Source organism: Pantoea sp. Pa-EAmG (assembly GCF_030024295.1).
Lineage (GTDB): Bacteria > Pseudomonadota > Gammaproteobacteria > Enterobacterales > Enterobacteriaceae > Pantoea > Pantoea dispersa.
This window is the reverse complement of the sequence record NZ_JASEWO010000004.1, coordinates 24026-45198: the sequence shown is the minus strand read 5'-3', so window position 1 is coordinate 45198 and position 21173 is coordinate 24026. Positions and strand designations below refer to the sequence as shown.

Here is a 21173-nt window from a genome sequence, read left to right as displayed (position 1 = left end):
GCTGACAGCGGCATGAGCCCCTGATGACAAAATCATGACAGAGCGTTAAGTAAAACTTAATGGCGCGACAAATTTCGCTAAATCATTAACATATATAAGAATTTGCTCTGCATTTTTGCGCGCTTTTAATGGTGGCGTCAGCGGCATCGTGTTATTACAAGGTTAAAACCTGTGAGATAGCCTGCCGGAGAGCATCATGAAAAAGCCTTGGTCTTTTGCCTTACTGTTGTCACTCAGCGCCCTCAGCCAACTGGCTGCGGCGCAGCAGACGCTGCGTTTCGGCGTCGATCCCACTTTTCCACCGTTCGAATCCAAAGCCAGCGATGGCTCGCTGCAGGGTTTTGATATTGATCTGGGCAATGCCATCTGTGCGCAGGCCAAAGTGAAATGTCAGTGGGTGCAGATTGGCTTTGACGGCAGCATTCCGGCGCTGCAGGCGAAGAAATTTGACGCCATTCTGTCGGCGATGTCGATGACGGAGAAGCGCCGCGAGCAGGTGGCGTTCAGCGATATGCTGTATATCACGCCCAGCGCGCTGCTGACGCCTGCCAACAGCACGCTGACGGCGGACATCAGCACGCTGCGCGGGAAGAATATCGGCGTCGCGCAGGGCACCATTCAGGAAACCTACGCCAAAACGAAATGGGCTCCGCAGGGCGTCAACGTGGTCTCGTATCCGAATCAGATGGAGATCTATCCGGATCTGGTAGCGGGTCGACTCGATGCCAGCCTGGCGAATGCGGTTTCGGCCGAGCAGGGCTTTCTCAACACGCCGGAAGGCAAGGGTTATGTCAATAAAGCCACGCTGGTGGATAAAGCATTATTGGGGAACGGCGTGGGTATCGGGCTGCGTAAAGGCGATACGGCCAATCTTACTTTAATTAACAATGCGCTGGCTGCGCTGCACAGCAACGGCACCTATGACCGGCTGGCGCAGAAGTACTTTAAGGTTAAGGTTTATCCCTAATCGCAGGGCGATTTGCCTTCATCACGCACAGGAAAATCATGTCTTTACTCCCTGATTATACCCAGCAGCGGGCGCGATTCCTGGACGCCGTCACGCGCCAGCACGGTGCGCTGACTGCCTATCGCCATCCGCTGACCGCGCCCGACGGGGCTGTGCTGTACACCGACGTCGCGGTGATCGGCGATCCGGCGGCCCGCAAACGCATGCTGATTCTCTCCGGCACACACGGTGTGGAGGGCTATTACGGTTCAGACAGCCAGATCGCCTGGCTTGATAGCCTTGATGTCGCCGCGTTACCGCCCGACTGCGCCCTTGTGCTGGTCCATCTGCTGAATCCGTGGGGCGCTGCGCATCTGCGGCGCGTCAATGAAGACAATATCGATCTCAACCGGAATTTCATCGATTTCAGCCAGCCCGCACCCGCTAATCCGCACTATGCGCTATGGCACGATCTGTACCACGGCGACCGCGCACATGCCGATCGGCTGCTGGCGGAGACACTGCAGCAGTCAGGCTGGCCGGCGCTAAAACGGGTGGTGGAAGCGGGCCAATATCAGGCAGCAGACGGCCTGTTTTATGGCGGGCAGCAGCCGGCCTGGTCGCACCGCACGCTGCACGCCATTGTCGAACAGCATCTGCGTCAGGCGCAGGTCATCCTGAGTTTCGACCTGCACACCGGTGCCGGCGCGTGGGGCCACCCGATGCTGCTGGCGATTGCTGAACAGCGCTATCCGGCGCATGACTGGGGCAAGTCGTTATACGATGAGTGGCTGACGCTGCTGTTTACCGGCGCCGGGCGCGACAGCGACACCGGCGTGACCGCCACGGCAACGGGCTATGTCTCGCAGTTTCTGCTGACGTCGCTGCCTGACACGCAGCTGCTGCCATTGGTGGTGGAGTGCGGCACTTATCCGGGCGAAGAGATGCACCGCCGGGTGCGCGACGACCACTGGCTGCATCTGCAGGGCGATCCGGCAAGCCACGCCGGACGCGCGCTGAAGCAGCAGCTGGTGGAGGGGTTCTGGCCCGCCGATGAGGACTGGCGCGCCTTAACTGCGTTTCGTACCCGGCAGATTTTTCTGCGCGGCTGGCGCGCGCTGGTGGCTTACAACCGGCCGTAAAAGGTCATGCGCGCGGTTTCGGACAGCGCAATGCCGGGCTGGGTGTTGTAGGCCAGTACCGCCAGCATACGCGTGACATCGCCTTCGGTGGGCGTCACGCGGTGCAGCGAATTACGCCCGCGAAACAGCACCAGGTCACCGGCATCAATCTCCAGCGCCTCGACCGGCTGGCGCTGATCGAGCACGGCGGCGACGCCGTCGTAGTTCATCTCGCCGGCATCCGCATCGCGCAAATCTTTCACATACTCAAATACACCGCCGCCGCGCGGTTTTTGCACCAGCAGCGTGATGGCGAAAGAGGAGTTGTCAAAATGCCAGCCGAGTTCCTGGCCGTCAGGCGCGTAATGCAGATTGATGGACGACAGCGGGTCGGCATACGGATACAGCGCGTCTTCGTCCAGCACATCACACAGAAAGCGTTTAAACAGTTCGTCATTGTACAGCTGACGCAGCGGCGATTCCGCCGCAATCACATCGTCGGTAATGCAGCCTTTGGTGCTGATCACGTCACGATTGCGCGGATGATCGGCACGGTACGCCTCGTCCGGCTTCAGCAGATAGACGTTGTGCTTGCTGACGGTGTGGTAAGCCAGATGGCGCTGGGCCAGCCCGTCAGCCACGATCGCCTGCAGCGCAGCCGGTTGCAAAAACTGACGCAGCACCAGCGCACCGTGTTGCTCCAGCTGCTGGCGACAGTGCCGACGCCAGTCGGCGTCGGCCAGGGGGTGCAAATCAAATCGAATCAAAGCAGACATCGCGGTGGTTCTCTGAGTTGGCAGGTGTAGAGACTGTAACGGCCTGATATGTTGATGCCTAACGATAAATATTTAACGCCTTGCTAAGGAAACCTTAATGCCTGCACCCGCGTCGCGTTTGCCGAAAATCAGCGTGATTCAGTCGTTCAAAGTGGCGGCGGAACTTGGTAGCCTGGCGAAAGCCGCCGCGCAGCTGGCGCTGACGCCGGCTGCCGTCAGCCAGCAAATTCGTCAGCTGGAAGCGCAGCTGGGCAGCGCACTGTTTGTGCGTACCCAGAGCGGCGTGATGCTGACGGAAACCGGCAAAGAGTATCTGCGCTACGTCAGTGAAGCGTTCGACATTCTGCATCTGGGGCAGCAAAATTTGCGCCATGCGGCCAGCATGCCAAAGCTGACGCTCTATTCACTGCCGGCGCTGGCGTCGAAATGGCTGCTGCCGAATATCACCGCCTGGCGGGCTCACTGCCCGGACTGCGATCTCAGCCTGCACGGCACTCATGCGCCGGTGGATTTCAGCGCCACACCGGCAGATTTTGTCATCTGCTTTGGTGAGGATCGCTACCCGCAACTCGACAAGCAACGGCTGTTCTGTGACGAGGTGCTGCCGGTCGCCAGTCCGGCGCTGATACAGCTTTACCCGGGCGAATCGTTGCTCAGCCAGGCGCCGTTGATCCATCTGGACTGGGGCAATGAAGGCCGCTTTCTGCCCGACTGGCGCAGCTGGTTTCAGGCCAAAGGCAGCATGGAGCCGGCGGTCCAGCCGGCATTCAGTTTTAATCTCACCTCCCTGGCCATAGACGCGGCGGTAGCCGGGGCCGGTGTGCTGCTGGGGCAGCGTCGCCTGATTGCCGGCGAACTGGCGCGCGGCGCGCTCCAGGTGGTGGATCCGCTCAGCCTGCCGCTGAGCAAACCCTATTTCCTCGCCTGGCCACAGCGCTCCCGCAGTCAGCCCGGCAGCGAGGCGCTGATTCAGTGGCTGACGCAGCTGGCGAGTTAACAAACTGTTAACTGCCGCAGCGTTCTGCGACAGGGATTGCCCTATGCTAATGCGCTTTGTGCGCAGTTGCGAAGAAAGGGAGTTCAGGCACGATGATCGAGTCCTCATTCTGGCTGACCACGCTGGTGGTCAGCATCACAATTTTGCTGTGGGCGCTGGCGCGGTTGCCGGAATATCTTACCGCGCTGCTGTTTTTTGCGGCGGCGATGCTGCTGTCGATAGCGCCAGCCAGCAGCGTGTTCAGCGGTTTTGCCTCCTCAGCCTTCTGGCTGGTGCTGAGCGGTTTTGTGCTGGGCGCGGCGATCCGCAAAGTGGGCCTTGCCCAACGCTGGGCCAACTGGCTGGTGGTGCCGTTCAGCCAGAGCTGGCCGCGGATGGTGGCGGGCACGGTGCTGCTGAGTTATCTGCTGGCGCTGGTGATGCCGTCGAACATGGGACGTATCGCGCTGCTGATGCCGGTGGTGCTGGCGCTGGGCGAGCGGGCCGGTATCCGGCCGGGCAGTCGCGGCAGCATTGGGCTGGCGCTGGCGGTGGGCTTCGGCACCTTTCAACTCTCTGCCAGTATTCTGCCCGCCAACGTACCAAACCTGGTGCTGAGCGGCGCGGCGGAAAGCGCGTACCAGCTGCATTTGCAATGGCTGCCGTGGTGGCTGCTGCACATGCCGGTGGTGGGGCTGGGCAAAGGTATTCTGCTGGTTGCCTGCATTACGCTGCTGTTCCGCGCTCAGCCGCAGCCGGTGGCAACGCGGGAAGCATTGCCGGCGCTAAGCGGGCGCGAATGGCGGCTGATTGGCCTACTTGCCATCACGTTACTGTTGTGGATGACCGACAGCCTGCACGGCTTATCTGCTGCGTGGGTCGGGCTGGCCGCGGCTTGTCTGTGTTTGTTACCGCGCGTGGGCTTTCTTTCGGGTGACGATTTTGCCAGCGGCGTCAATTTCCGCACCTGCATCTACATCGCCGGCATTCTCGGCGTCGCCACGGTGGTGGTGGACTCTGGCCTGGGGCGGCTCATCGCCAATGCACTGCTTCACCTGCTGCCGCTGCATGACTCGCCGTCATTCAGTAATTTTGCCGTGCTCAATGCGCTGGTGACGCTGCTGAATTTTGTGCTCACCGCCAACGGCGTGCCGGCGATGGTTACGCCGATGGCGCAGGAGCTGGCTGCCGCTTCGGGCTTTCCGCTACTGAGCGTGGTGATGTTGCAGGTTTTTGCGTACGCCACACCGCTGCTGCCATATCAGGCGTCGCCCATCGTGGTGGCAATGGGGCTGGGGAATGTGCCTGCCAGAGCCGGTCTGCAGCTGTGCCTGCTGATGTTTGTACTGAGCGCGCTGCTGCTGTTACCGCTGGATTATCTGTGGTTCCGGCTGCTAGGCTATGCCTGATACGCCGTCAGAGGTCACGAATTCGCTATGTCAGCTACTAACGATTGGGTAGATTTCCGTCGCGATGAGGAGACGGGCATCGAAAGTGTTAACGCGCACTTCTGCGGCCACGCTTACGATCCGCATGACCACGACGAATTGCTGGTCGGCGTGACGCAGCAGGGGCTGCAGCGCTTTAACTGTCACCGCGCGCTACACACCAGCACGCCGGGCCGCGCTATTCTGATTGAGCCGGGCGCGGTACACGATGGTCACGCGCCCGATGCCGCCGGTTTTACCTATGTGATGCTTTATCTGCCGCAACCCTGGGTGGCGGAGATGATGCAGCGCCGCGGGCTGGGCGATGTGGCGAATATTCAGGGGGCATTTCGCTCCACGCTCACCGATGATGCGCAGCTGGCCTCTGCGATTCAGCAGGCATGGTTTGCGGTGCATCAGCGGGAAGGGCGGCTGGCGCGCGATCAGAGCCTGGATCATCTGCTCACGCTGCTGTCCCGGCATCTGGAAAATAAACCCGGCGTGCAGCTCAGTGACGCCCAGCGGCAGATGCATCTGCTGCGTGATTATCTGCACGATTTTATGGCGCAGGATATCGGGCTGGACGATCTGTCGCGCCTGTCCGGCATCGATCGTTTCCGCCTGACGCGCCAGTTTAAGCAGGCGTTTGGCCAGTCGCCGCATGCCTATCTGGTGCGGCTGCGGCTGCGTAGCGCGCGTGCGCTGCTGGCACAGGGCGTTGAGCCAGTGCAGGTCGCAGCGCAGGTGGGCTTTGCCGACCAAAGCCATCTTGGCCGCTGGTTTCAGCGTGCTTATCGTCTCACGCCCGCCGCCTATCAGCGCCAGTGCACAAACGTTCTATACCGCTCTATGCCGGCTATCCGATGATGGGATTTTTAATCCTCACCGGAGAGTTCTGACAGATGTTTGATACCAAAATTGCCCTGATCGTACGTGATGATTTAGCCACCTGGCAGCGCCTGAATGTGGTGGCTTTTCTGGCGACCGGCATTGCGGCAGCCGCGCCGGAGATGATGGGTGAACCCTATGTCGACGCGCACGGTCGTCAGTACGGCAACATGGCCGGCCAGCCGATGCTGGTGTTTGCCGCCGATTTAGCCGGCCTGCAACGGGCGCATCGCCAGGGCGTGGAGCGCGAGTTAACGATGATTCCCTACGTCGAAGCGATGTTTTCCACCGGCCACGATGCCGCCAACCGCGCGGTGTTTCTGGCCGAAGACGCCGATAATCTCAACCTGGTGGGCATCGCGCTGCGCGGCCCGAAAAAGGCGGTGGATAAAGCCATCAAAGGGCTGGCGCTGCACAGTTGAACGGCGGATGCGCCTGTTCAATCTGTTCTGCCGCCATTAACAGCACATCTTCCCGGTCACGCAGCGCCAGAAGCTCCAGGCCGATGGGTAACCCTTCCGTACTCAGGCCGACCGGAATGCTGATTGCCGGTGCGCCGGTGACGGCTGAGATCAGCGCGTTGCTGCCAGGCTGTAACTCGCCATGCTTCACTGGCGGATGGCGGACTACCGGATAAGCGAGCAGGTCGATCTGCTGCTGCTGAAAAAACTGCGCCAGCTGCTGATACAGCCTCTGCTGGCGCAGCTGCACCTCGCGATAGCCGTCACTCTGCATGCCGGGATGCTGCGCCCGGGTTTTGAAAGTGGCCTCCAGCTGGGGATGATAGCGCCCTGAGGCGGCAATCGCCGCCAGCGTGCGCAGCGGTGCCTGCGGTTTATCCGCCAGCCAGGCGGCCAGCGCGTCGGCAAATTCATAGGCAATAATATTGGCTTCCGTCGCCAGCGTCTCCAGTTCAGGCCAGCTCAGCATGCGCGGCTGGAACGGTGCCACAGCGTCCTGCACCGCCTGGTTAATCTCCGTTTCCTCTGCGGCGAATCCTTCCTGCCAGATGCCGATGCGCAACGGCCGGTCGGGACGGGAAAAACGCTGGCCCGTGAGTATTTCACTGATCAGCCGCAAATCAGCCGCGTAGCGCACCAGCGGTCCGGGGATATCCTGGGTAGGCGACAGCGGCACGATGCCAGCGCTGCTCAGTGCACCGCGCGTCATACGTAAGCCGAACAGGCCATTAAACGCGGCCGGAATGCGCACCGAACCGGCGGTATCACTGCCTATCGCCAGCGGCACGAAGCCTGCGGCCACCGCCACGGCTGAACCGCTGCTTGAACCTCCCGGAGAACGGCCTTGCTGCCAGGCATTATGGGTGAAGCCACTCAGCGACGACGCGCCGGTGATGCCTGCTGCCAGTTCATGCATGGTGGTTTTGCCGATGAGGATTGCGCCAGCCTGACGCAGAGCCGTAACCAGCGGTGCATCCTCGCTGGCAATCACATCGCGCAGCAGCGCCGAACCGGCACTGGTCGGCCAGCCTTTGACTTCAATGTTGTCTTTAATCAGCAGCGGAATACCGGCCAGTGGGCCAACTGGCGCATTCTGCTGCCGTGCGGCATCGATGGCAGCGGCCGCAGCCAGCGCGTCATCGGCAAACAGCCAGCTGATGGCGTTGTAGCGCGGCTGATCCACGTCAGCAATGCGCTGCAGCGCAAATGTGGTGAGCTGGCGTGCGCTCACCCGGCGCTGGGCCAGCGCCTGTTGCATATCCCCCAGCGACGCGGTGAGGTAATCAGCGTATTGCATGGTTCAGGCCTCCACAGGAATCCATTGCCGCTCTGGCGAAACCCGGCCGCACGAACTGCCGGCAAAGTGTGAGCTGCACCAGAGTGCCTGATGGCTAATGCACCAGTCTATCAGTAACTGACGTGACGTTACGGCGCGTGGTAAATCCTCACAAAAAACTGAGTTCCATTGCGGATGTGCAAACTGAACTGGATGATGCATCACATCACCGCTAAATACCGCATGGGCACCGGCGCTTTGCAGCACAATTGAAGCGTGATCGACGCTGTGGCCCGGCGTCGGCATATAGCGCAGCACACCGGCAAACAGCGGGGAGTGCTGCACATCAATGGTTTCCAGCTGGCCGCTCGCCAGCAGCGGCGCAAGGCTGTCGTGATACAGCGCCTGCATCGACGGCGTGCTGCGGCACTGTGCCAGTTCACGCGCTGAACAGATGTAACGCGCATGATGAAACATCGGTTGCCAGCGGCCAGCGCGCCAGCAGGTATTCCAGCCGACGTGATCGGTGTGGATATGCGTCATCAGCACCAGCGTCACTTCATCAGGGTCGACGCCCGCTTCGGCCAGACGTTGCGGCCACGCGGTTTGCAGCTGGTGAAACAGCGGCTTGTTATCGCGGTTTCGGCCATTGCCCGTTGCGGTATCAATCACGATGGTGTCGCGAGCGGTGCGCACCACCCAGCTATGGATGGATAGCTCTGCCGGCTGCTGTGCCAGCGTGTCGCTCATCGTCTCGCGGTGTGCCGGAAACAGCGCAGCGAAGGGGAGTGAGCTGGTCTGCTCGATCACTTTATCAATGCTGCATTCACCTATGTGCAGGGTCATATTGCCTCCTAAAGCGTGGTGCCTGTTACTGCAGGTCACTATACTGAGGGCTGTTCCATTATTTAAATCGATTAAAATCATGAAAAGCATCAATGAAAATGATTTCAGCAAAATCGACCTTAACTTATTGATTGTGCTGCTGGTCATGTATGACGTGCGCAGCGTAACTCAGGCGGCAAACCGGCTTTATCTGGGGCAGCCGGCGGTCAGCGCGGCATTAAAAAGACTGCGGGCAATGTTTGACGATGCGCTGTTCGTGCGTTCCTCGCAAGGCATGACGCCCACGCCGCGCGCAGAGCAGCTGGTGCGCCAGATCGCACCGCTGCTGCAGAGCGTCCATCGCGTTATTTTCACTGCCGATCGCTTTGATGCCGCGCACGATAGCCGCAGTTTTACGCTCGGCATGAGCGACTGGCTTGAGCACTGGCTGATGCCCGATTTACTGCTGCAGCTGGCCGACTCGGCTCCGAATATTGATATCCGGGTGGTGGCTGCCGATCCGTGGCAGGCCATTCCGCTGATGGAGCAGCAGCAGGCTGACGCGGTGGTGACCGTCGGAGAGGAAACCAGCCGCGATCTTACGCGGGAGCACATTGCGCGCGCCGGCTTCCGCACGGTATGGCATCGCGGACAAATTGACCTTGCACCACCGCTGACGCTGGCGCAGTTCGTGCAGTATCAGCATGCGCTGGTCTCCTATCGCGGCGTGAGTGAAAGTGCGCTGGACGCCGCGTTAGCCCGCGATGGGCTGACGCGCCGCGTGCGTTATGTCACGCCGCACTTCTCGGTGTTACCGCTAATGTTGCAGCGTCTGCCGCTGTTCGCGACCGTTCCGCAGGGACTGGTGCAGGCATGGCAACAGCGCTATGCGCTGAGTACGGCGGCGGTGCCGATCGGCATGCCGGATTATGCACTTTCGCTGCTGTGGCATAACGCCCGGGCCGAAGACCCGGCGCACCGCTGGCTGCGCGCCACGCTGCGTCAGCTGATCGAACGCAAGCTGGCGTGAAACGCTTACCACGGCACTACGCGGCCGAGGTAATCGAGATAGTGCAGGCCGCCGCGTCCGGTCTGGCTTTCCACCGTATTGAGCAGATTCGGGATGCTCTCCTCAATGCTCAGTCGCGCCCCGGCACCACCCATGTCGGTGCGCACCCAGCCGGGGGCCAGCAGCAGTAGCGTGCGTGCATCGTCGTGACGCGCGGCAAAGCTGCGCATAAACATATTCAGCGCCGCTTTACTGCCGCGATACACCTCGTAGTTGCCATGGGTGTTGTTGGTGAGACTGCCCTGGCCGGAGGACATCACCGCCAGCGTGCCGCGCGCGCTGACGTTATTTCTGAAGGTTTCCAGCACGCGCAGCGGGCTCAGCGCGTTGGTGACCATTACGCGAATAAACTCTTCCGTCGACACATCGGCAAGGGTTTCGCGATCGTCATTTTTCACGCCCGCGTTGACCAGCAGCAGATCAAACTGCTGGCCGCTTAGCCGCAGATGCAGAGCGTTGACCTCTGCTGGCACGGTGATGTCCACGCTCTCCACCGTCAGCTGCTGCGGGTAACGCTGCGCCAGCTGTTGCAGCGCGTGAAGGGAGTGCTGGCGGCCGGTCGCCACCACCTGATAGCCACGCTGCAGCATATTCTCCGCCAGCGCGAAGCCGATGCCGCGTGAAGCACCAATCAATAAAGCACGGGAAGCCTTGTTCATGACCCTCTCCTGGTTTTGGGGTGAGTGAAAAGTCTACCCTTGCATGACAACAGGCGGAACGCGCAGCATCTGCATAGATAACCTGCAGCAAACGCCTTGCCAGATGGCGCTCAATCAATAAGGATAATGCGATGAATAGCGTCGATTTGAATTTACTCCCTGCGCTGGACGCGCTGCTCAGTGAAGGCAGCGTAGTGGGCGCTGCGCGTCGCCTGGGGCTGAGCGAGTCAGCAATGAGCCGCACGCTGGGGCGACTGCGTGCCGCCACCGGCGATGCGCTACTGGTGCGCGCCGGGCGCGTGATGGTGCTGACGCCACACGCCGAAGCGCTGCGCAACCAGGTGCATGCCACTTTGCGGGACACGCAGGCGCTGCTGAGTCCACCCGCGCAACGCTTTGCTGCCGCCGAGCTGCAGCGCCACTTCACGCTGCGTACCAACGAAGGTTTTGTCGAAGCGTTTGGCAGCGCGCTGATCGCCGCAGTCCGCGCACAGGCGCCCGGCGTGCAGCTGCGCTTCATGCCGAAAGCAGAGAAAAATGATCGACCGCTGCGCAGCGGCGACGTTGATCTGGAGATTGGCGTACTGGGCAATATGGGACCGGAGATTCGGCTGCAGGCGCTGTTTCGCGATCGCTTCGTCGGCGTGGTGCGCGCCGGGCATCCGTTACTCGCGGACGTGACGTTGGCGCAGCTGGCCGCATATGGTCACATCGTGGCGTCAAGGCGCGGTGAGCTGGGCGGGCCGGTGCATGAGGCGCTGCTCGCCGCCGGTTTTACCCGCCAGGTGGCGGCCGTGGTACCCGCTTTTTCTACTGCCGTCGCGCTCACGCTGCACAGCGACTGGCTGGCGCTGGTGCCGCATACGCTGTGCCTGCACCATCCGCTAATCAAAGATAATCCGGCGTTTGCGATGTTTGAATTACCGTTTGCCACGCCAGAGGTGACAGTGTCACAGCTATGGCATCCGCGGCTGGAGCAGGATGCCGCACACCGCTGGTTGCGTGACACGGTACGGCAGGTATGCCGCGCTTAGATCAGCCGCCGCGCACCGATCCGCGCCATATCACATCAGCCTGATACAGTAGCGTGTCGTGCTGCTGCTCACTCTGCGGCGTAAAACCACTCTCCGCCTGCTCGGTCTGCGTCAGCCAGGCGATGGCGTCGCGGGCAAAGCGCTCCACCGGCTGGGCGAAGGTGGTGAGATTGTAAGAGGACCAGCCAGCCTGCGCGATATTGTCGTAGCCAATCAGGCACAAATCCTCCGGCACGCGCAGCTGGAAACGGTGGCGCGCTTCATCCATGAAACCGCAGGCCATCAGATCGGTGACGCAGAACACCGCGTCCGGGCGCTGATGGCGCGTCAGCAGGCGATGCGCCAGAATCTGACCGCTCTCATACGAGGTGGTACCGAACCGCTCCACGCTGACCGTCAGTCCGGCGCGCTCCGCCACGGCGATAAACGCCGCTTCGCGTTTGATCAGGCTCGGCGTACCGGCCAGCGAATTGGCGAACGCCAGCTGACGACAGCCGGCGCGCTGAAACGCCATCACCGCCGTTTCAGCCGCCGCCTGCGCGTCGAGGTTGATGCTGAGCGAGCCCGGCAGCGCTTCGTCGCGGTTGATCAGGATGATGCGCTGACCGTGCTGATAGCACTGGCGGGTGATGGTGCGATCCGGCATGCCGGAGAGGATGATGGAGGCATCGGCGCGAAAATTGATCGCCTGCAGCAGCGCGGCGGAGACGCTGTTGTCGGAACGATCGGTATTAATCAGCATCGCCACTTTGCCCGCTTCCTGTAAAAACTGTGTCAGCCAGCGCACCAGTGTGGCGCGGTAAGGCGTGGCGATTTCAGAGACGATCAGGCAGACGATGCCGCTGCGGTTGCGCACCAGCCCGCGCGCCAGGTGGTTAACGTGATAGCCCAGCTCCTGCGCCGCTTTCATCACCCGGGCACGGGTGGCTGCAGAAACGCTGGCACCGGGCGTAAAGGCGCGCGACACCGCCGAACGCGACACGCCCGCGCGATCCGCCACATCCTGCGCGCTCACCCCGGCTTTGTCATTCTGCATCTTCAACTCCTCACAATTACGGCTGAAAAGCAGTCTGCCGTAAATTGCAAAGCTGTGCAATTTGTCTGCGATCACATTTGTTGCATTTTTGTGACACAGCCTGTCAATTGCAGATTGCGCTATTTGACAGGCTATTTTCTGTTCATTACTAATTTGCACACACGTGCAAATAAAAACCTCTGTTAAGCACGGAACCCTGCCAACCAAGGAGAACATCATGCGCTACACCTCACTGGCCATCGCGCTGTCCCTCAGTTGCACCACGCTGCCGTTTGCTGCGACGGCCGCTGGCAATCTCAATATGGTCTGCTCGGCGGACGTGGTGGTGTGCGAACACATGACGCGCATTTTCAGCCAGGCACATCCGGATATTAAAGTCAGCATGGTGCGGCTGTCGGCGGGTGAAGCCTATGCCCGCCTGCGCAGCGAAGCGCGTAACCCGCGCACCGACATCTGGTGGGCCGGTACCGGCGATCCGCATATGCAGGCGGCGGAAGAGGGGCTGACGCAGCCGTATAAATCGCCGCTGCTCGACCAGCAGCAGGACTGGGCGCAGAAGCAGGCGGAAAACTCAGGTTACCGTACGGTCGGGATTTATGCCGGTGCGCTCGGCTGGGGCTACAACACCAAATTGTTGGCGGATAAAAAGCTTAAAGCGCCAGCCTGCTGGGCTGATTTGCTCGATCCGGCCTTCAAAGGCGAAATTCAGATTGCCAATCCGAACTCGTCCGGCACCGCCTATAACACCCTGGCGACGCTGGTGCAGATCATGGGCGAGGACAAAGCGTTTGATTACCTGAAAAAGCTCAACGCCAACATTTCCCAGTACACCAAATCCGGCTCGGCGCCGGTGAAGGCAGCGGCGCGCGGCGAAACCACCGTGGGCATCGTGTTTATGCACGACGCGGTGGCGATGGAAGTCGACGGCTTCCCGATCAAAACCGTCGCGCCCTGTGAAGGCACTGGCTATGAGATTGGCTCAATGTCGATCGTCAAAGGGGCACGCAATCTGGCCAATGCCAAAGTGTGGTACGACTGGGCGCTTAGCGCCGAAGCGCAGTCGCACATGAAAGAGGCCAAATCCTTCCAGCTGCCGTCAAACCGCAGTGCAGAGATCTCCGAATACGCGCCGCGCTTCGAGAACATCAAACTGATCGATTATGACTTCAAAACCTACGGCGATTCCGCCAAACGTAAAGCGCTGCTGAGCCGCTGGGATAAAGAGATCGGCGCCAGCGCGCAGTAATGCCGCATCGCCGGACGCTGCCGCTGACGGCGGCTTGCCGGTTCCGACAGCGCTAAGGATGGCGCGATGATCCCGCATTGAGGTAACACATGAACGCAAATAATCGCCGTCTGACAGGCGCGCTGTTGCTGGGCGCCGTCGCGCTGTTGCTGCTGCCGTGGTACAGCCTGGAAGCAGGCTTTTTCGATAGCGGCTGGCTGCTTAACCTGTGGCGTGATGAAGCCAGCGCGCCGGCATTGTGGCAGATCGGCAGCCATCCATGGCTGGCGCTCGCCGTGGCGCTGCTGGCGCTGTGCGCCGCCTGCGGTTTACTGCCCGGCAGCGCACGCAGCCGGTTGCTGCTGCTGTTCAGCGCGCTGGGCGTGATCTTCCTGATTGTGGAAGGGCACGCGATTGGTTACAGCGGCTGGAGCTGGCTGTGGCTGGAAAATCGCTACGGCGCGCTGCCGCAAGGACAGCCAGCGATGGGCGCTGGCGCGCTCCTGCTGCTGACCGTGTTTTTACTGCTGTTCTCGTTTGCGCTGGCCGAACGCGGCGTGCTGAAAGGCGATGCCTTTGTGGTGGCGTCGCTGGTGCTGCTGACTGCGCTGGTCAGCATCTTCGTACTCTATCCGGTGCTCAGCATGTTTGTGGTGTCGGTGCAGGACGTTGACGGCAGTTTCAAACCGGACGGTTTGATCAGCAATCTGCAGGATCCGTCAATCTGGAGCCTTGCCTGTCTGAAAGGCGGCACCTGCGGCACCGCGTGGCGCACGCTGTGGCTGGCGCTGATGACCGCCAGTGGTTCGACGCTGCTGGGTCTGGCCTTTGCCCTGGCGGCCACGCGCACGCCGCTGCCCTGCAAGAAAGCGCTGCGCATGCTGACCATTCTGCCAATCATCACGCCACCGTTCGTGATTGGTCTGGCGCTGATTTTGCTGTTCGGTCGCTCGGGCGTAGTGACGGAGCATCTGGCGGCGCTGTTTGGCATCGAGCCCGGCCGCTGGCTATATGGCCTGACCGGTATCTGGATTGCCCAGGTGCTGTCGTTCACGCCGATTGCCTTTCTGGTGCTGATTGGCGTGGTGGAGGGCGTCAGTCCGTCGCTGGAAGAGGCGTCGCAAACGCTGCGCGCTAACCGCTGGCGCACCTTCAGCCGCGTTTCGCTGCCACTGATGGCGCCGGGTCTGGCTAATGCCTTTTTAATCAGCTTCATCGAAAGCATGGCCGATTTTGGTAATCCGATGGTGCTGGGCGGCAGTCACGGCGTGCTCTCTACCGAAATTTTCTTCTCGGTGGTAGGCGCGCAAAACGATCCGAGTCGCGCCGCGGTGCTGGCGATGATTCTGCTGTGCTTCACGCTGGCCGCCTTTGTGCTGCAGCGGCTGTGGCTGGGTGGCAAAAACTTCGCCACGGTGACCGGCAAGGGCGACGGCGGCAAACATGGTCAGCTGCCGCGTTTGCTGCGCTACGGTGTGTACGGCATGGTGATTCCGTGGGGTCTGTTTACCCTGGTGATCTACGGCATGATTGTGGTGGGCGGCTTTGTGCAGTCGTGGGGCCTGAACGATGCGCTGACCATCGAACACTACGTGCGCGCTTTCCGCGTCAGCGTCAGTGACGGTCATCTGCTGTGGAGCGGCGTGGCGTGGAACTCGTTCTGGACCACGCTGGAAATTGCCCTGATTGCCGCACCGCTCACCGCCGTGGTGGGCCTGCTGACCGCCTGGCTCATCGTGCGGCAGAAATTTGCCGGTCGTCAGACGTTTGAGTTCCTGCTGATGCTGAGCTTTGCCATTCCCGGCACGGTGATTGGCGTCAGTTACGTGATGGCCTATAACCTGCCGCCGCTGGAGATTACCGGCACGGCGATGATCCTGATTGCCTGCTTTGTGTTCCGCAATATGCCAGTCGGCGTGCGCGGCGGTATCGCGGCGATGAGCCAGCTGGATAAAAGCCTTGATGAAGCGTCACTGACGCTGGGTGCCAGCAGTTTCCGCACGCTGCGCAAAGTGGTGCTGCCACTGCTGAAACCGGCAATCAGCGCGGCGCTGGTGTACGCCTTTGTCCGCGCCATCACCTCGATCAGCGCGGTAATCTTCCTTGTCAGCGCTCAGTACAACATGGCGACGTCCTACATCGTCGGGCTGGTAGAGAATGGCGAATACGGCGTCGCCATCGCTTACTCCACGGTGCTGATTGTGGTGATGCTGCTGATCATTGGCGTGTTCCAGTGGCTGGTGGGCGAACGTCGCCTGCGCCGCGTGGCGCGCCCGGTGGACGTCGCCGCGCCACCTGCTTCCCCTTCGTTAACTCAGGAGAGTGCCGTATGACCGCGATTACTGCTGGTTCCGTGGTGTTTGAACACGTCGAAAAACGCTTTGCCGGTTTTACCGCGCTGCCGGATTTATCGCTGACGGTGGAGCCAGGTACGCTGGTGACGCTACTGGGGCCTTCCGGCTGCGGTAAAACCACCACGCTGCGCCTGCTGGCCGGCCTGGAACATCCGACTTCGGGGCGTATTTTAATTGGTGGCAAAGACGTAACGCATCTGCCAGCCAACGAGCGCGACGTGGCGATGGTGTTTCAATCCTACGCGCTGTTTCCGCATATGAGTGCGCTCGACAACATCATGTACGGCCTGCAATCGTCCGGCATGAGCAAAAAGGAAGCGCAGGATCGTGCGCGCGAAGGGCTGAAACTGGTCGGGCTGGAGAGTCAGGGGCAGCGGCTGCCGTCCGAACTTTCCGGCGGGCAGCAGCAGCGCATTGCGGTGGCGCGCGCGCTGGTGCTGGAGCCGCAGGTGCTGCTGCTGGATGAGCCGCTCTCCAATCTCGACGAGCGCCTGCGCCGCCGGGTGCGCACGGATATTCGTGATTTGCAGCAGCGGCTGGGCTTCACGGCGGTGTATGTCACGCACGACCAGGAAGAGGCGCTGGCGGTGTCGGATAAAATTATTGTCATGAAAGAGGGCGATATTGCTCAGCAGGGCGCGCCGGAAAGCCTGTATCACGCGCCCAATTCGGTGTTCATCGCTGACTTTATGGGCGAAGCCAATATTCTGCCGTGCGAAGTCGAACAGGTAGAAGGCAGTGAAGCGCTGGTGCGACTCGGCAGGCAGCGCTATCGCGTGCGTGGTAACGGCGTCGCGACCGGCTCCGCGCAGCTGTCGGTCAGACCACAGTTCATTACCCTGCACAGCGGTGCTGAAGGCGCACTGCGCGGTGAGGTGACGCACGCCACCTGGCTGGGCGATCACATCGAATACGAGGTCAACACGGAACTGGGCTCGCTGTTCATCGTCGATGCGCAGATGGAGCAGCAGCTGCCGCTGGACGCCCGGGTGGCGATTGATTTTAAACCTCAGGGTCTGGCCCTGATTGCCGGTTAATTTAAGGATAACGCATGAGTGATACGAAAAATGACGCGCTGCAATCGCGTCTGCTGCTGGCCGAACGCGTCGCGCGGGCGGGCGGGGAGAAGGCGCTGGCCTACTTCAATCAGCGTGACACGCTGGTGGTCGAAACCAAGCACGACCTGCAGGATGTGGTATCACGCGCTGACCGCGAGGTGGAACAGATGATCGACCAGCAGATTCGCGCCAGCTTCCCGGACGACGGTTTTCTTGGCGAGGAGTACGGCCTGCAGCCGGGCACGTCAGGCTACACCTGGGTGGTCGATCCGATTGACGGCACCAGCCCGTTCCTCAACGGTATGCCAAACTGGTGTGTTTCCGTTGCGGTGCTGCATGACGGCGTACCGGTGATTGGCGTGATCTTTGCGCCGACCTATCAGGAGTGCTACGTCGCCGCGCTCGGCCAGGGCGCAACGCTGAATGGCCGCCGTTTGCAGGTGGATCCGTCACGTACGCTGCAAAATCACGTGACCGGCTTTGGCGCTAATAGCTATGTCAGCCCGGAAGAGGTGGGCCGCCTGCTGGCGTCACTGCTGGCAGCGGGGGGCAATTTTATCCGTATCGGATCTGGTGCGCTGATGCTGGCGTGGGTGGCAGCCGGACGCGTGGTGGGCTATTTCGAACCCTACATGCACGCGTGGGATTGCCTGGCCGGTTACTGTCTGGTGAAAGAGGCCGGCGGCTGGTATCACCCGTTTAACACCGAGGGCGACCGGCTGTTAAAAGGCGCGCAGGTGCTGGCGGTGGCGCCGGGCGCGCAGGCGGAGCTGAGGCGGATTGCCGGCGTTTAAGTGGTGCATTTCGCTGCCGCGCGACGTTTTCCGGGTCGCCATCCATGGCGACCTTACAACGCTTGCGCTGTCGTAACTGGATAATCGCTGATTTTTAACGATTACGTGGTGACTTAAACCGCCACGAACTCGCGGTATCCCGACCAAATCACATACACCGCGAAATAACAGAAAATCAGCGCTGAGGCGAGATACGAATACTTCAGCAGGCGCTCGCCCAGCAGCTTTCCGCCCATGCTGCCGATCAGGCAGATCACACAGGTCCACAGCACCCCGGCGAGGAAAAAACCGCTGAGAAACCACGAAGTTGCACCGGCATCACTGTGGCCGATGCGGGCTATCAGCGCGCCGCCCACGCTGGCGAACCACAGAATCGCCGTCGGTGACGACATCGCCAGCACGATGCCGCGCCAAAATTCGCGCAGCAGTGAACGATAAGGCTGGGTTTCAGCTGCGGGGATGTCGATTTTTTTGGCCAGCGCGGCGTAAAGCATTTTAGCGGCAAACCACAGCAGCAAGATGCCGCCGCCAATCCATAGCAACCAGCGCACCGGCGTAAACTGCAGTATCACCGCCATGCCAGCCATCGCCAGCAAGGCGTAAATTAAATCGCCCACGCAGGTGCCCATGCCCAGCCAGAAACCGTGCAGATAACCGCGCTGCATCGCCAGCGTCAGCATGGCGATGTTGGCGAGTCCGATATCCAGACACAGCGATAAACTCAATAAAAAACCATTAGAAAACGGCAGCATAACGTCGTGACCATCCCTGAGTTCAGTAAAGGAAAGATTAAAGCATGCGTGCCGGGGCTTTTTACACTGCTTCCTGCCAGCCATAACCAAACGCTATGACCCATTAGCAAAGGCACAATTAAATAAACCGATTTGTGAAGCCGATCGGCCTGCGCAGCTTTGCGGGCAGGGAATGCCACTATAGTCGTTAACGAGACGTTAACAACGTCCGTTTCAATACAAAAAAATCAACCTGGTTTGGGCGCAGGCCCGTGAAAATTCCGATTATGGTGGAAAGACAATGAGTGGATACCCAAAACCGGCAACTGGCGGTTTAGCAACAAACTTAACCGTGGCAATATCACTGGCTCTATTGACGCTGGCGGGGAGTGCTATGGCGCAGAACACGGAACATCATCAAACAGCATTAGTCGGCACCTGGACCAGTATTCCGGATGCCCCTGCGGTACAAAAGCCGGATCGACCCAGTGAAGGTTTGTATCGCATGCAGGTCAACAGCGACGGGACGCTCAAGCCGCTGGAGGTGATCAGGATGAAAAGCCCGTCGTGGATCGTTAAATCACGCGACGGGCGGTTTGCTTATACCACCAATGAAGAGAATGCCGGTGCCGTTACCGCGCTGGCGATCGATAAACAGGGCGCAGTGCGGGTGCTGAATCAGGTCGACAGCCACGGCGAGCAGCCGACGCACGCCACTCTCAGCCCGGACGGCAAATTCCTGTTTGTCGCCAACTATTCGGTGGCGAAAGGCGGAGCAGGGGTGACGGTGTTCCCGATTGCGTCGGACGGCAAGCTGGGCGAACAGGTCCAGCATTTCGCGTTCAGCGAAGGCAGCGGCGTGGTAAAAGATCGGCAGGATGGCGGCCATGCGCACTCCACCACCTTTACCCATGATGGCCGCTATCTGTATGCGGCCGATCTCGGTGACGACAAACTGCACGCCTATCGCTACCACGCGGATCGGCGAGAGCCGCTGCAGGCGGATACCAGCCGTGATGTGAGCTTTGCGCCAGGTGCGGGTCCGCGCCACATGGTGTTCTCCGCCGACGGTAAACACGCTTATGTGATTACTGAAATGGCGGGCGAAATCGTGGTGTTCCGCGTCACTGATGACCGGCTGGAACGGCAGGCACAGGTGGCGCTGAATACGCAAAACAGCAGCGCCGCCTATAAAAGCGGTGGCGGCATCATTCTCAGCCCGCAGGGTAAATTCCTGATTGCCGCTAACCGCGGATCTGACAATCATCTGCTGGTGTTTAAGATTGCCGCCGATGGCAGCCTGACAGATCCACAGCGCTATGCCGCCGACGGTATTGAGCCGCGCGCGCTGGCGTTTGATAACAGCGGTAAACACCTCTATGTCACCAACGTGTTTACCAACACCATTACGCTGTTTGATTTTGATGCGCACAGCGGCAAGCTGAGCGCGCGCGGTGTGGCGGCGAAGCTGGCAACGCCAACCGACATCAAATTCTTTAACTAGCTGCCCTTTCACTCATCCGGTGCGCGTGACGGCGCACCGTCTTCCGCCATAGCCGACAGCGCGCTTTCCAGCGAAGCCGGAAACATCTGGCCGTGACTGAGCCCGGGAAACAGCTGGAAGCGAGCCGCCAGGCCTTTTTCATGCATGCCGTCGAGAGTGGTGCTAATCCGGCTCAGCACATCGATGACGCCGGGACGTGATTCGCCGTTGCCTTCCATCAGCACCAGCTGCTTCTGCTTAAACGATGCGGGCGTCACCGCTGCCATTTGCTGCAACAGCGTTGCGTCGCCGCGCAGGGAAGGACTGGCGGCAAAATAGCGCTGGAAAAATCCGGAGGTCAAGTAGCTGTCCAGCACAAACAGCCCGCCGTAAGAGTGGCCCCACAGCGCACGCTGCTGCGCATTGATCGGCAGATGCTGTTCGGCACGCGGCGCGATAGTCTGTTCCAGCAGCTGGCGGAATGCGGCACTGCCGCCGGCTGGCCGGCCGCGACGATCCTGCACCTGCTGCGGCGGGGTGTAATCCAGCGTGCGCGCAGCGAGATCGAACGGCAGCGGGGTCTGATAGCCTACCGCCACCAGCACCGGCGGGTTGCCTGCTGCCAGCTTCTGCAACAGTGCTTCGCTGAGATGGTTCATCACCGCGTTGCCATCCAGCATATACAGCGCCGCGTAACCTGTGGCCGGTGCCGGTTTACGTGGCACCGCCGTCCACACCTTGTAGTGGCGCTGGCCGTCAGCGGAATCAAACGTGTTAACAGTGAAGCGATACCAGGCAGAGCCTTTGTCGGCAATATTGGGTCCGAGCGGCGTCATATCAGGCCGGGCGAAACCGACAGCGGGGCTGAGCAGCAGGTTCAGCAGGGTGAACAGCGGAATGATAAAGCGATAAATCATGGCGCTTCCTTACTAGCTGGCGAGTCAATTACTTCCGTGTCACAGCGAAAGCGCCAGACAGATTAGTGATAATGATTATTAATTTCAACAACCATTTTGCACCGTCATGCGCCGTGC

Annotated in this window: 20 protein-coding genes; 13 read left to right on the top strand and 7 right to left on the bottom strand. The window is 60.5% G+C overall.

What is annotated here, in order from left to right; genetic code table 11:
• Positions 1-196 precede the first annotated feature (196 nt).
• A complete protein-coding gene (locus QMM04_RS01320) occupies positions 197-967 on the top strand; it encodes a transporter substrate-binding domain-containing protein (protein ID WP_238562145.1) in 771 nt (256 codons plus the stop codon).
• Positions 968-1005: 38 nt separating this feature from the next.
• Positions 1006-2088, top strand: coding sequence for a DUF2817 domain-containing protein (locus QMM04_RS01315; protein WP_282995502.1), 1083 nt, complete (start codon positions 1006-1008; stop codon positions 2086-2088).
• Here the strand turns inward: QMM04_RS01315 and QMM04_RS01310 are convergent.
• Entirely contained in the window at positions 2073-2843 is a 771-nt protein-coding gene (locus QMM04_RS01310) for a 2OG-Fe(II) oxygenase (RefSeq protein WP_088517383.1), read from the bottom strand. The two genes, QMM04_RS01315 and QMM04_RS01310, sit on opposite strands and share 16 nt — an antisense overlap.
• Positions 2844-2940: 97 nt before the next feature.
• On the opposite strand from QMM04_RS01310, the gene QMM04_RS01305 reads away from it, so the two are divergent.
• The 4 genes from QMM04_RS01305 to QMM04_RS01290 all read left to right on the top strand — a co-directional run bounded on the left by QMM04_RS01305 (position 2941) and on the right by QMM04_RS01290 (position 6556).
• The gene (locus tag QMM04_RS01305) at positions 2941-3840 is read left to right on the top strand and encodes a LysR substrate-binding domain-containing protein (protein WP_282995501.1); all 900 of its coding nucleotides are present in this window, start codon (positions 2941-2943) and stop codon (positions 3838-3840) included.
• Positions 3841-3932: 92 nt separating this feature from the next.
• On the top strand, positions 3933-5228 hold the full coding sequence (locus QMM04_RS01300; protein WP_282995500.1) for an SLC13 family permease: 1296 nt from the start codon (positions 3933-3935) through the stop codon (positions 5226-5228).
• Between the two features lie 27 nt (positions 5229-5255).
• The gene (locus tag QMM04_RS01295) at positions 5256-6113 is read left to right on the top strand and encodes an AraC family transcriptional regulator (protein WP_282954449.1); all 858 of its coding nucleotides are present in this window, start codon (positions 5256-5258) and stop codon (positions 6111-6113) included.
• 35 nt (positions 6114-6148) lie between these two features.
• A complete protein-coding gene (locus QMM04_RS01290) occupies positions 6149-6556 on the top strand; it encodes a DUF2000 family protein (protein ID WP_282995499.1) in 408 nt (135 codons plus the stop codon).
• Here the strand turns inward: QMM04_RS01290 and QMM04_RS01285 are convergent.
• Together QMM04_RS01285 and QMM04_RS01280 are read right to left on the bottom strand one after the other, a co-directional pair.
• Positions 6531-7892 (bottom strand): amidase, encoded by a 1362-nt coding sequence (locus QMM04_RS01285; RefSeq protein ID WP_282995498.1) that lies wholly within the window; start codon positions 7890-7892, stop codon positions 6531-6533. The two genes, QMM04_RS01290 and QMM04_RS01285, sit on opposite strands and share 26 nt — an antisense overlap.
• Positions 7893-7895: 3 nt before the next feature.
• On the bottom strand, positions 7896-8717 hold the full coding sequence (locus QMM04_RS01280; RefSeq protein WP_282995497.1) for an MBL fold metallo-hydrolase: 822 nt from the start codon (positions 8715-8717) through the stop codon (positions 7896-7898).
• 79 nt (positions 8718-8796) lie between these two features.
• On the opposite strand from QMM04_RS01280, the gene QMM04_RS01275 reads away from it, so the two are divergent.
• Positions 8797-9726: a LysR family transcriptional regulator gene (locus tag QMM04_RS01275; RefSeq protein ID WP_282995496.1), complete on the top strand. Its 930-nt coding sequence runs from the start codon at positions 8797-8799 to the stop codon at positions 9724-9726.
• Between the two features lie 5 nt (positions 9727-9731).
• Here QMM04_RS01275 and QMM04_RS01270 read toward each other — a convergent pair whose 3' ends face one another.
• On the bottom strand, positions 9732-10424 hold the full coding sequence (locus tag QMM04_RS01270) for an SDR family NAD(P)-dependent oxidoreductase (protein ID WP_150058909.1): 693 nt from the start codon (positions 10422-10424) through the stop codon (positions 9732-9734).
• Positions 10425-10555: 131 nt separating this feature from the next.
• Here QMM04_RS01270 and QMM04_RS01265 point away from each other — a divergent pair, with 131 nt between their 5' ends.
• Entirely contained in the window at positions 10556-11458 is a 903-nt protein-coding gene (locus QMM04_RS01265) for a LysR family transcriptional regulator (RefSeq protein WP_166719419.1), read from the top strand.
• 1 nt (position 11459) lies between these two features.
• Here QMM04_RS01265 and QMM04_RS01260 read toward each other — a convergent pair whose 3' ends face one another.
• Entirely contained in the window at positions 11460-12494 is a 1035-nt protein-coding gene (locus tag QMM04_RS01260; protein ID WP_141495873.1) for a LacI family DNA-binding transcriptional regulator, read from the bottom strand.
• A gap of 217 nt (positions 12495-12711) precedes the next feature.
• Here QMM04_RS01260 and QMM04_RS01255 point away from each other — a divergent pair, with 217 nt between their 5' ends.
• The 4 genes from QMM04_RS01255 (at position 12712) to QMM04_RS01240 (ending at position 17925) form a co-directional block, all read left to right on the top strand.
• Complete coding sequence (locus QMM04_RS01255) at positions 12712-13740, top strand: ABC transporter substrate-binding protein (RefSeq protein WP_141495874.1); 1029 nt, start codon at positions 12712-12714, stop codon at positions 13738-13740.
• 89 nt (positions 13741-13829) lie between these two features.
• Entirely contained in the window at positions 13830-16052 is a 2223-nt protein-coding gene (locus QMM04_RS01250; protein WP_058770306.1) for an iron ABC transporter permease, read from the top strand.
• On the top strand, positions 16049-17110 hold the full coding sequence (locus QMM04_RS01245) for an ABC transporter ATP-binding protein (RefSeq protein WP_104187524.1): 1062 nt from the start codon (positions 16049-16051) through the stop codon (positions 17108-17110). Before QMM04_RS01250 ends, QMM04_RS01245 begins: the two co-directional genes overlap by 4 nt.
• Positions 17111-17124: 14 nt before the next feature.
• Positions 17125-17925 (top strand): inositol monophosphatase, encoded by an 801-nt coding sequence (locus QMM04_RS01240; protein ID WP_021508951.1) that lies wholly within the window; start codon positions 17125-17127, stop codon positions 17923-17925.
• A gap of 113 nt (positions 17926-18038) precedes the next feature.
• On the opposite strand, the gene QMM04_RS01235 is transcribed toward QMM04_RS01240, so the two are convergent.
• The gene (locus tag QMM04_RS01235) at positions 18039-18677 is read right to left on the bottom strand and encodes a LysE family transporter (protein ID WP_275029472.1); all 639 of its coding nucleotides are present in this window, start codon (positions 18675-18677) and stop codon (positions 18039-18041) included.
• 373 nt (positions 18678-19050) lie between these two features.
• On the opposite strand from QMM04_RS01235, the gene QMM04_RS01230 reads away from it, so the two are divergent.
• Positions 19051-20160: a lactonase family protein gene (locus tag QMM04_RS01230; protein ID WP_031279983.1), complete on the top strand. Its 1110-nt coding sequence runs from the start codon at positions 19051-19053 to the stop codon at positions 20158-20160.
• Positions 20161-20168: 8 nt separating this feature from the next.
• On the opposite strand, the gene QMM04_RS01225 is transcribed toward QMM04_RS01230, so the two are convergent.
• A complete protein-coding gene (locus QMM04_RS01225) occupies positions 20169-21056 on the bottom strand; it encodes an alpha/beta hydrolase-fold protein (RefSeq protein ID WP_282995495.1) in 888 nt (295 codons plus the stop codon).
• Positions 21057-21173: the final 117 nt, after the last annotated feature.

Bases quoted from the DNA above. Each gene is read 5' to 3' on its own strand.
- QMM04_RS01320 (WP_238562145.1), top strand. From the start codon at position 197: ATGAAAAAGCCTTGGTCTTTTGCCTTACTGTTGTCACTCAGCGCCCTC.
- QMM04_RS01315 (WP_282995502.1), top strand. From the start codon at position 1,006: ATGTCTTTACTCCCTGATTATACCCAGCAGCGGGCGCGATTCCTGGAC.
- QMM04_RS01310 (WP_088517383.1), bottom strand. From the start codon at position 2,843: ATGTCTGCTTTGATTCGATTTGATTTGCACCCCCTGGCCGACGCCGAC.
- QMM04_RS01305 (WP_282995501.1), top strand. From the start codon at position 2,941: ATGCCTGCACCCGCGTCGCGTTTGCCGAAAATCAGCGTGATTCAGTCG.
- QMM04_RS01300 (WP_282995500.1), top strand. From the start codon at position 3,933: ATGATCGAGTCCTCATTCTGGCTGACCACGCTGGTGGTCAGCATCACA.
- QMM04_RS01295 (WP_282954449.1), top strand. From the start codon at position 5,256: ATGTCAGCTACTAACGATTGGGTAGATTTCCGTCGCGATGAGGAGACG.
- QMM04_RS01290 (WP_282995499.1), top strand. From the start codon at position 6,149: ATGTTTGATACCAAAATTGCCCTGATCGTACGTGATGATTTAGCCACC.
- QMM04_RS01285 (WP_282995498.1), bottom strand. From the start codon at position 7,892: ATGCAATACGCTGATTACCTCACCGCGTCGCTGGGGGATATGCAACAG.
- QMM04_RS01280 (WP_282995497.1), bottom strand. From the start codon at position 8,717: ATGACCCTGCACATAGGTGAATGCAGCATTGATAAAGTGATCGAGCAG.
- QMM04_RS01275 (WP_282995496.1), top strand. From the start codon at position 8,797: ATGAAAAGCATCAATGAAAATGATTTCAGCAAAATCGACCTTAACTTA.
- QMM04_RS01270 (WP_150058909.1), bottom strand. From the start codon at position 10,424: ATGAACAAGGCTTCCCGTGCTTTATTGATTGGTGCTTCACGCGGCATC.
- QMM04_RS01265 (WP_166719419.1), top strand. From the start codon at position 10,556: ATGAATAGCGTCGATTTGAATTTACTCCCTGCGCTGGACGCGCTGCTC.
- QMM04_RS01260 (WP_141495873.1), bottom strand. From the start codon at position 12,494: ATGCAGAATGACAAAGCCGGGGTGAGCGCGCAGGATGTGGCGGATCGC.
- QMM04_RS01255 (WP_141495874.1), top strand. From the start codon at position 12,712: ATGCGCTACACCTCACTGGCCATCGCGCTGTCCCTCAGTTGCACCACG.
- QMM04_RS01250 (WP_058770306.1), top strand. From the start codon at position 13,830: ATGAACGCAAATAATCGCCGTCTGACAGGCGCGCTGTTGCTGGGCGCC.
- QMM04_RS01245 (WP_104187524.1), top strand. From the start codon at position 16,049: ATGACCGCGATTACTGCTGGTTCCGTGGTGTTTGAACACGTCGAAAAA.
- QMM04_RS01240 (WP_021508951.1), top strand. From the start codon at position 17,125: ATGAGTGATACGAAAAATGACGCGCTGCAATCGCGTCTGCTGCTGGCC.
- QMM04_RS01235 (WP_275029472.1), bottom strand. From the start codon at position 18,677: ATGCTGCCGTTTTCTAATGGTTTTTTATTGAGTTTATCGCTGTGTCTG.
- QMM04_RS01230 (WP_031279983.1), top strand. From the start codon at position 19,051: ATGGCGCAGAACACGGAACATCATCAAACAGCATTAGTCGGCACCTGG.
- QMM04_RS01225 (WP_282995495.1), bottom strand. From the start codon at position 21,056: ATGATTTATCGCTTTATCATTCCGCTGTTCACCCTGCTGAACCTGCTG.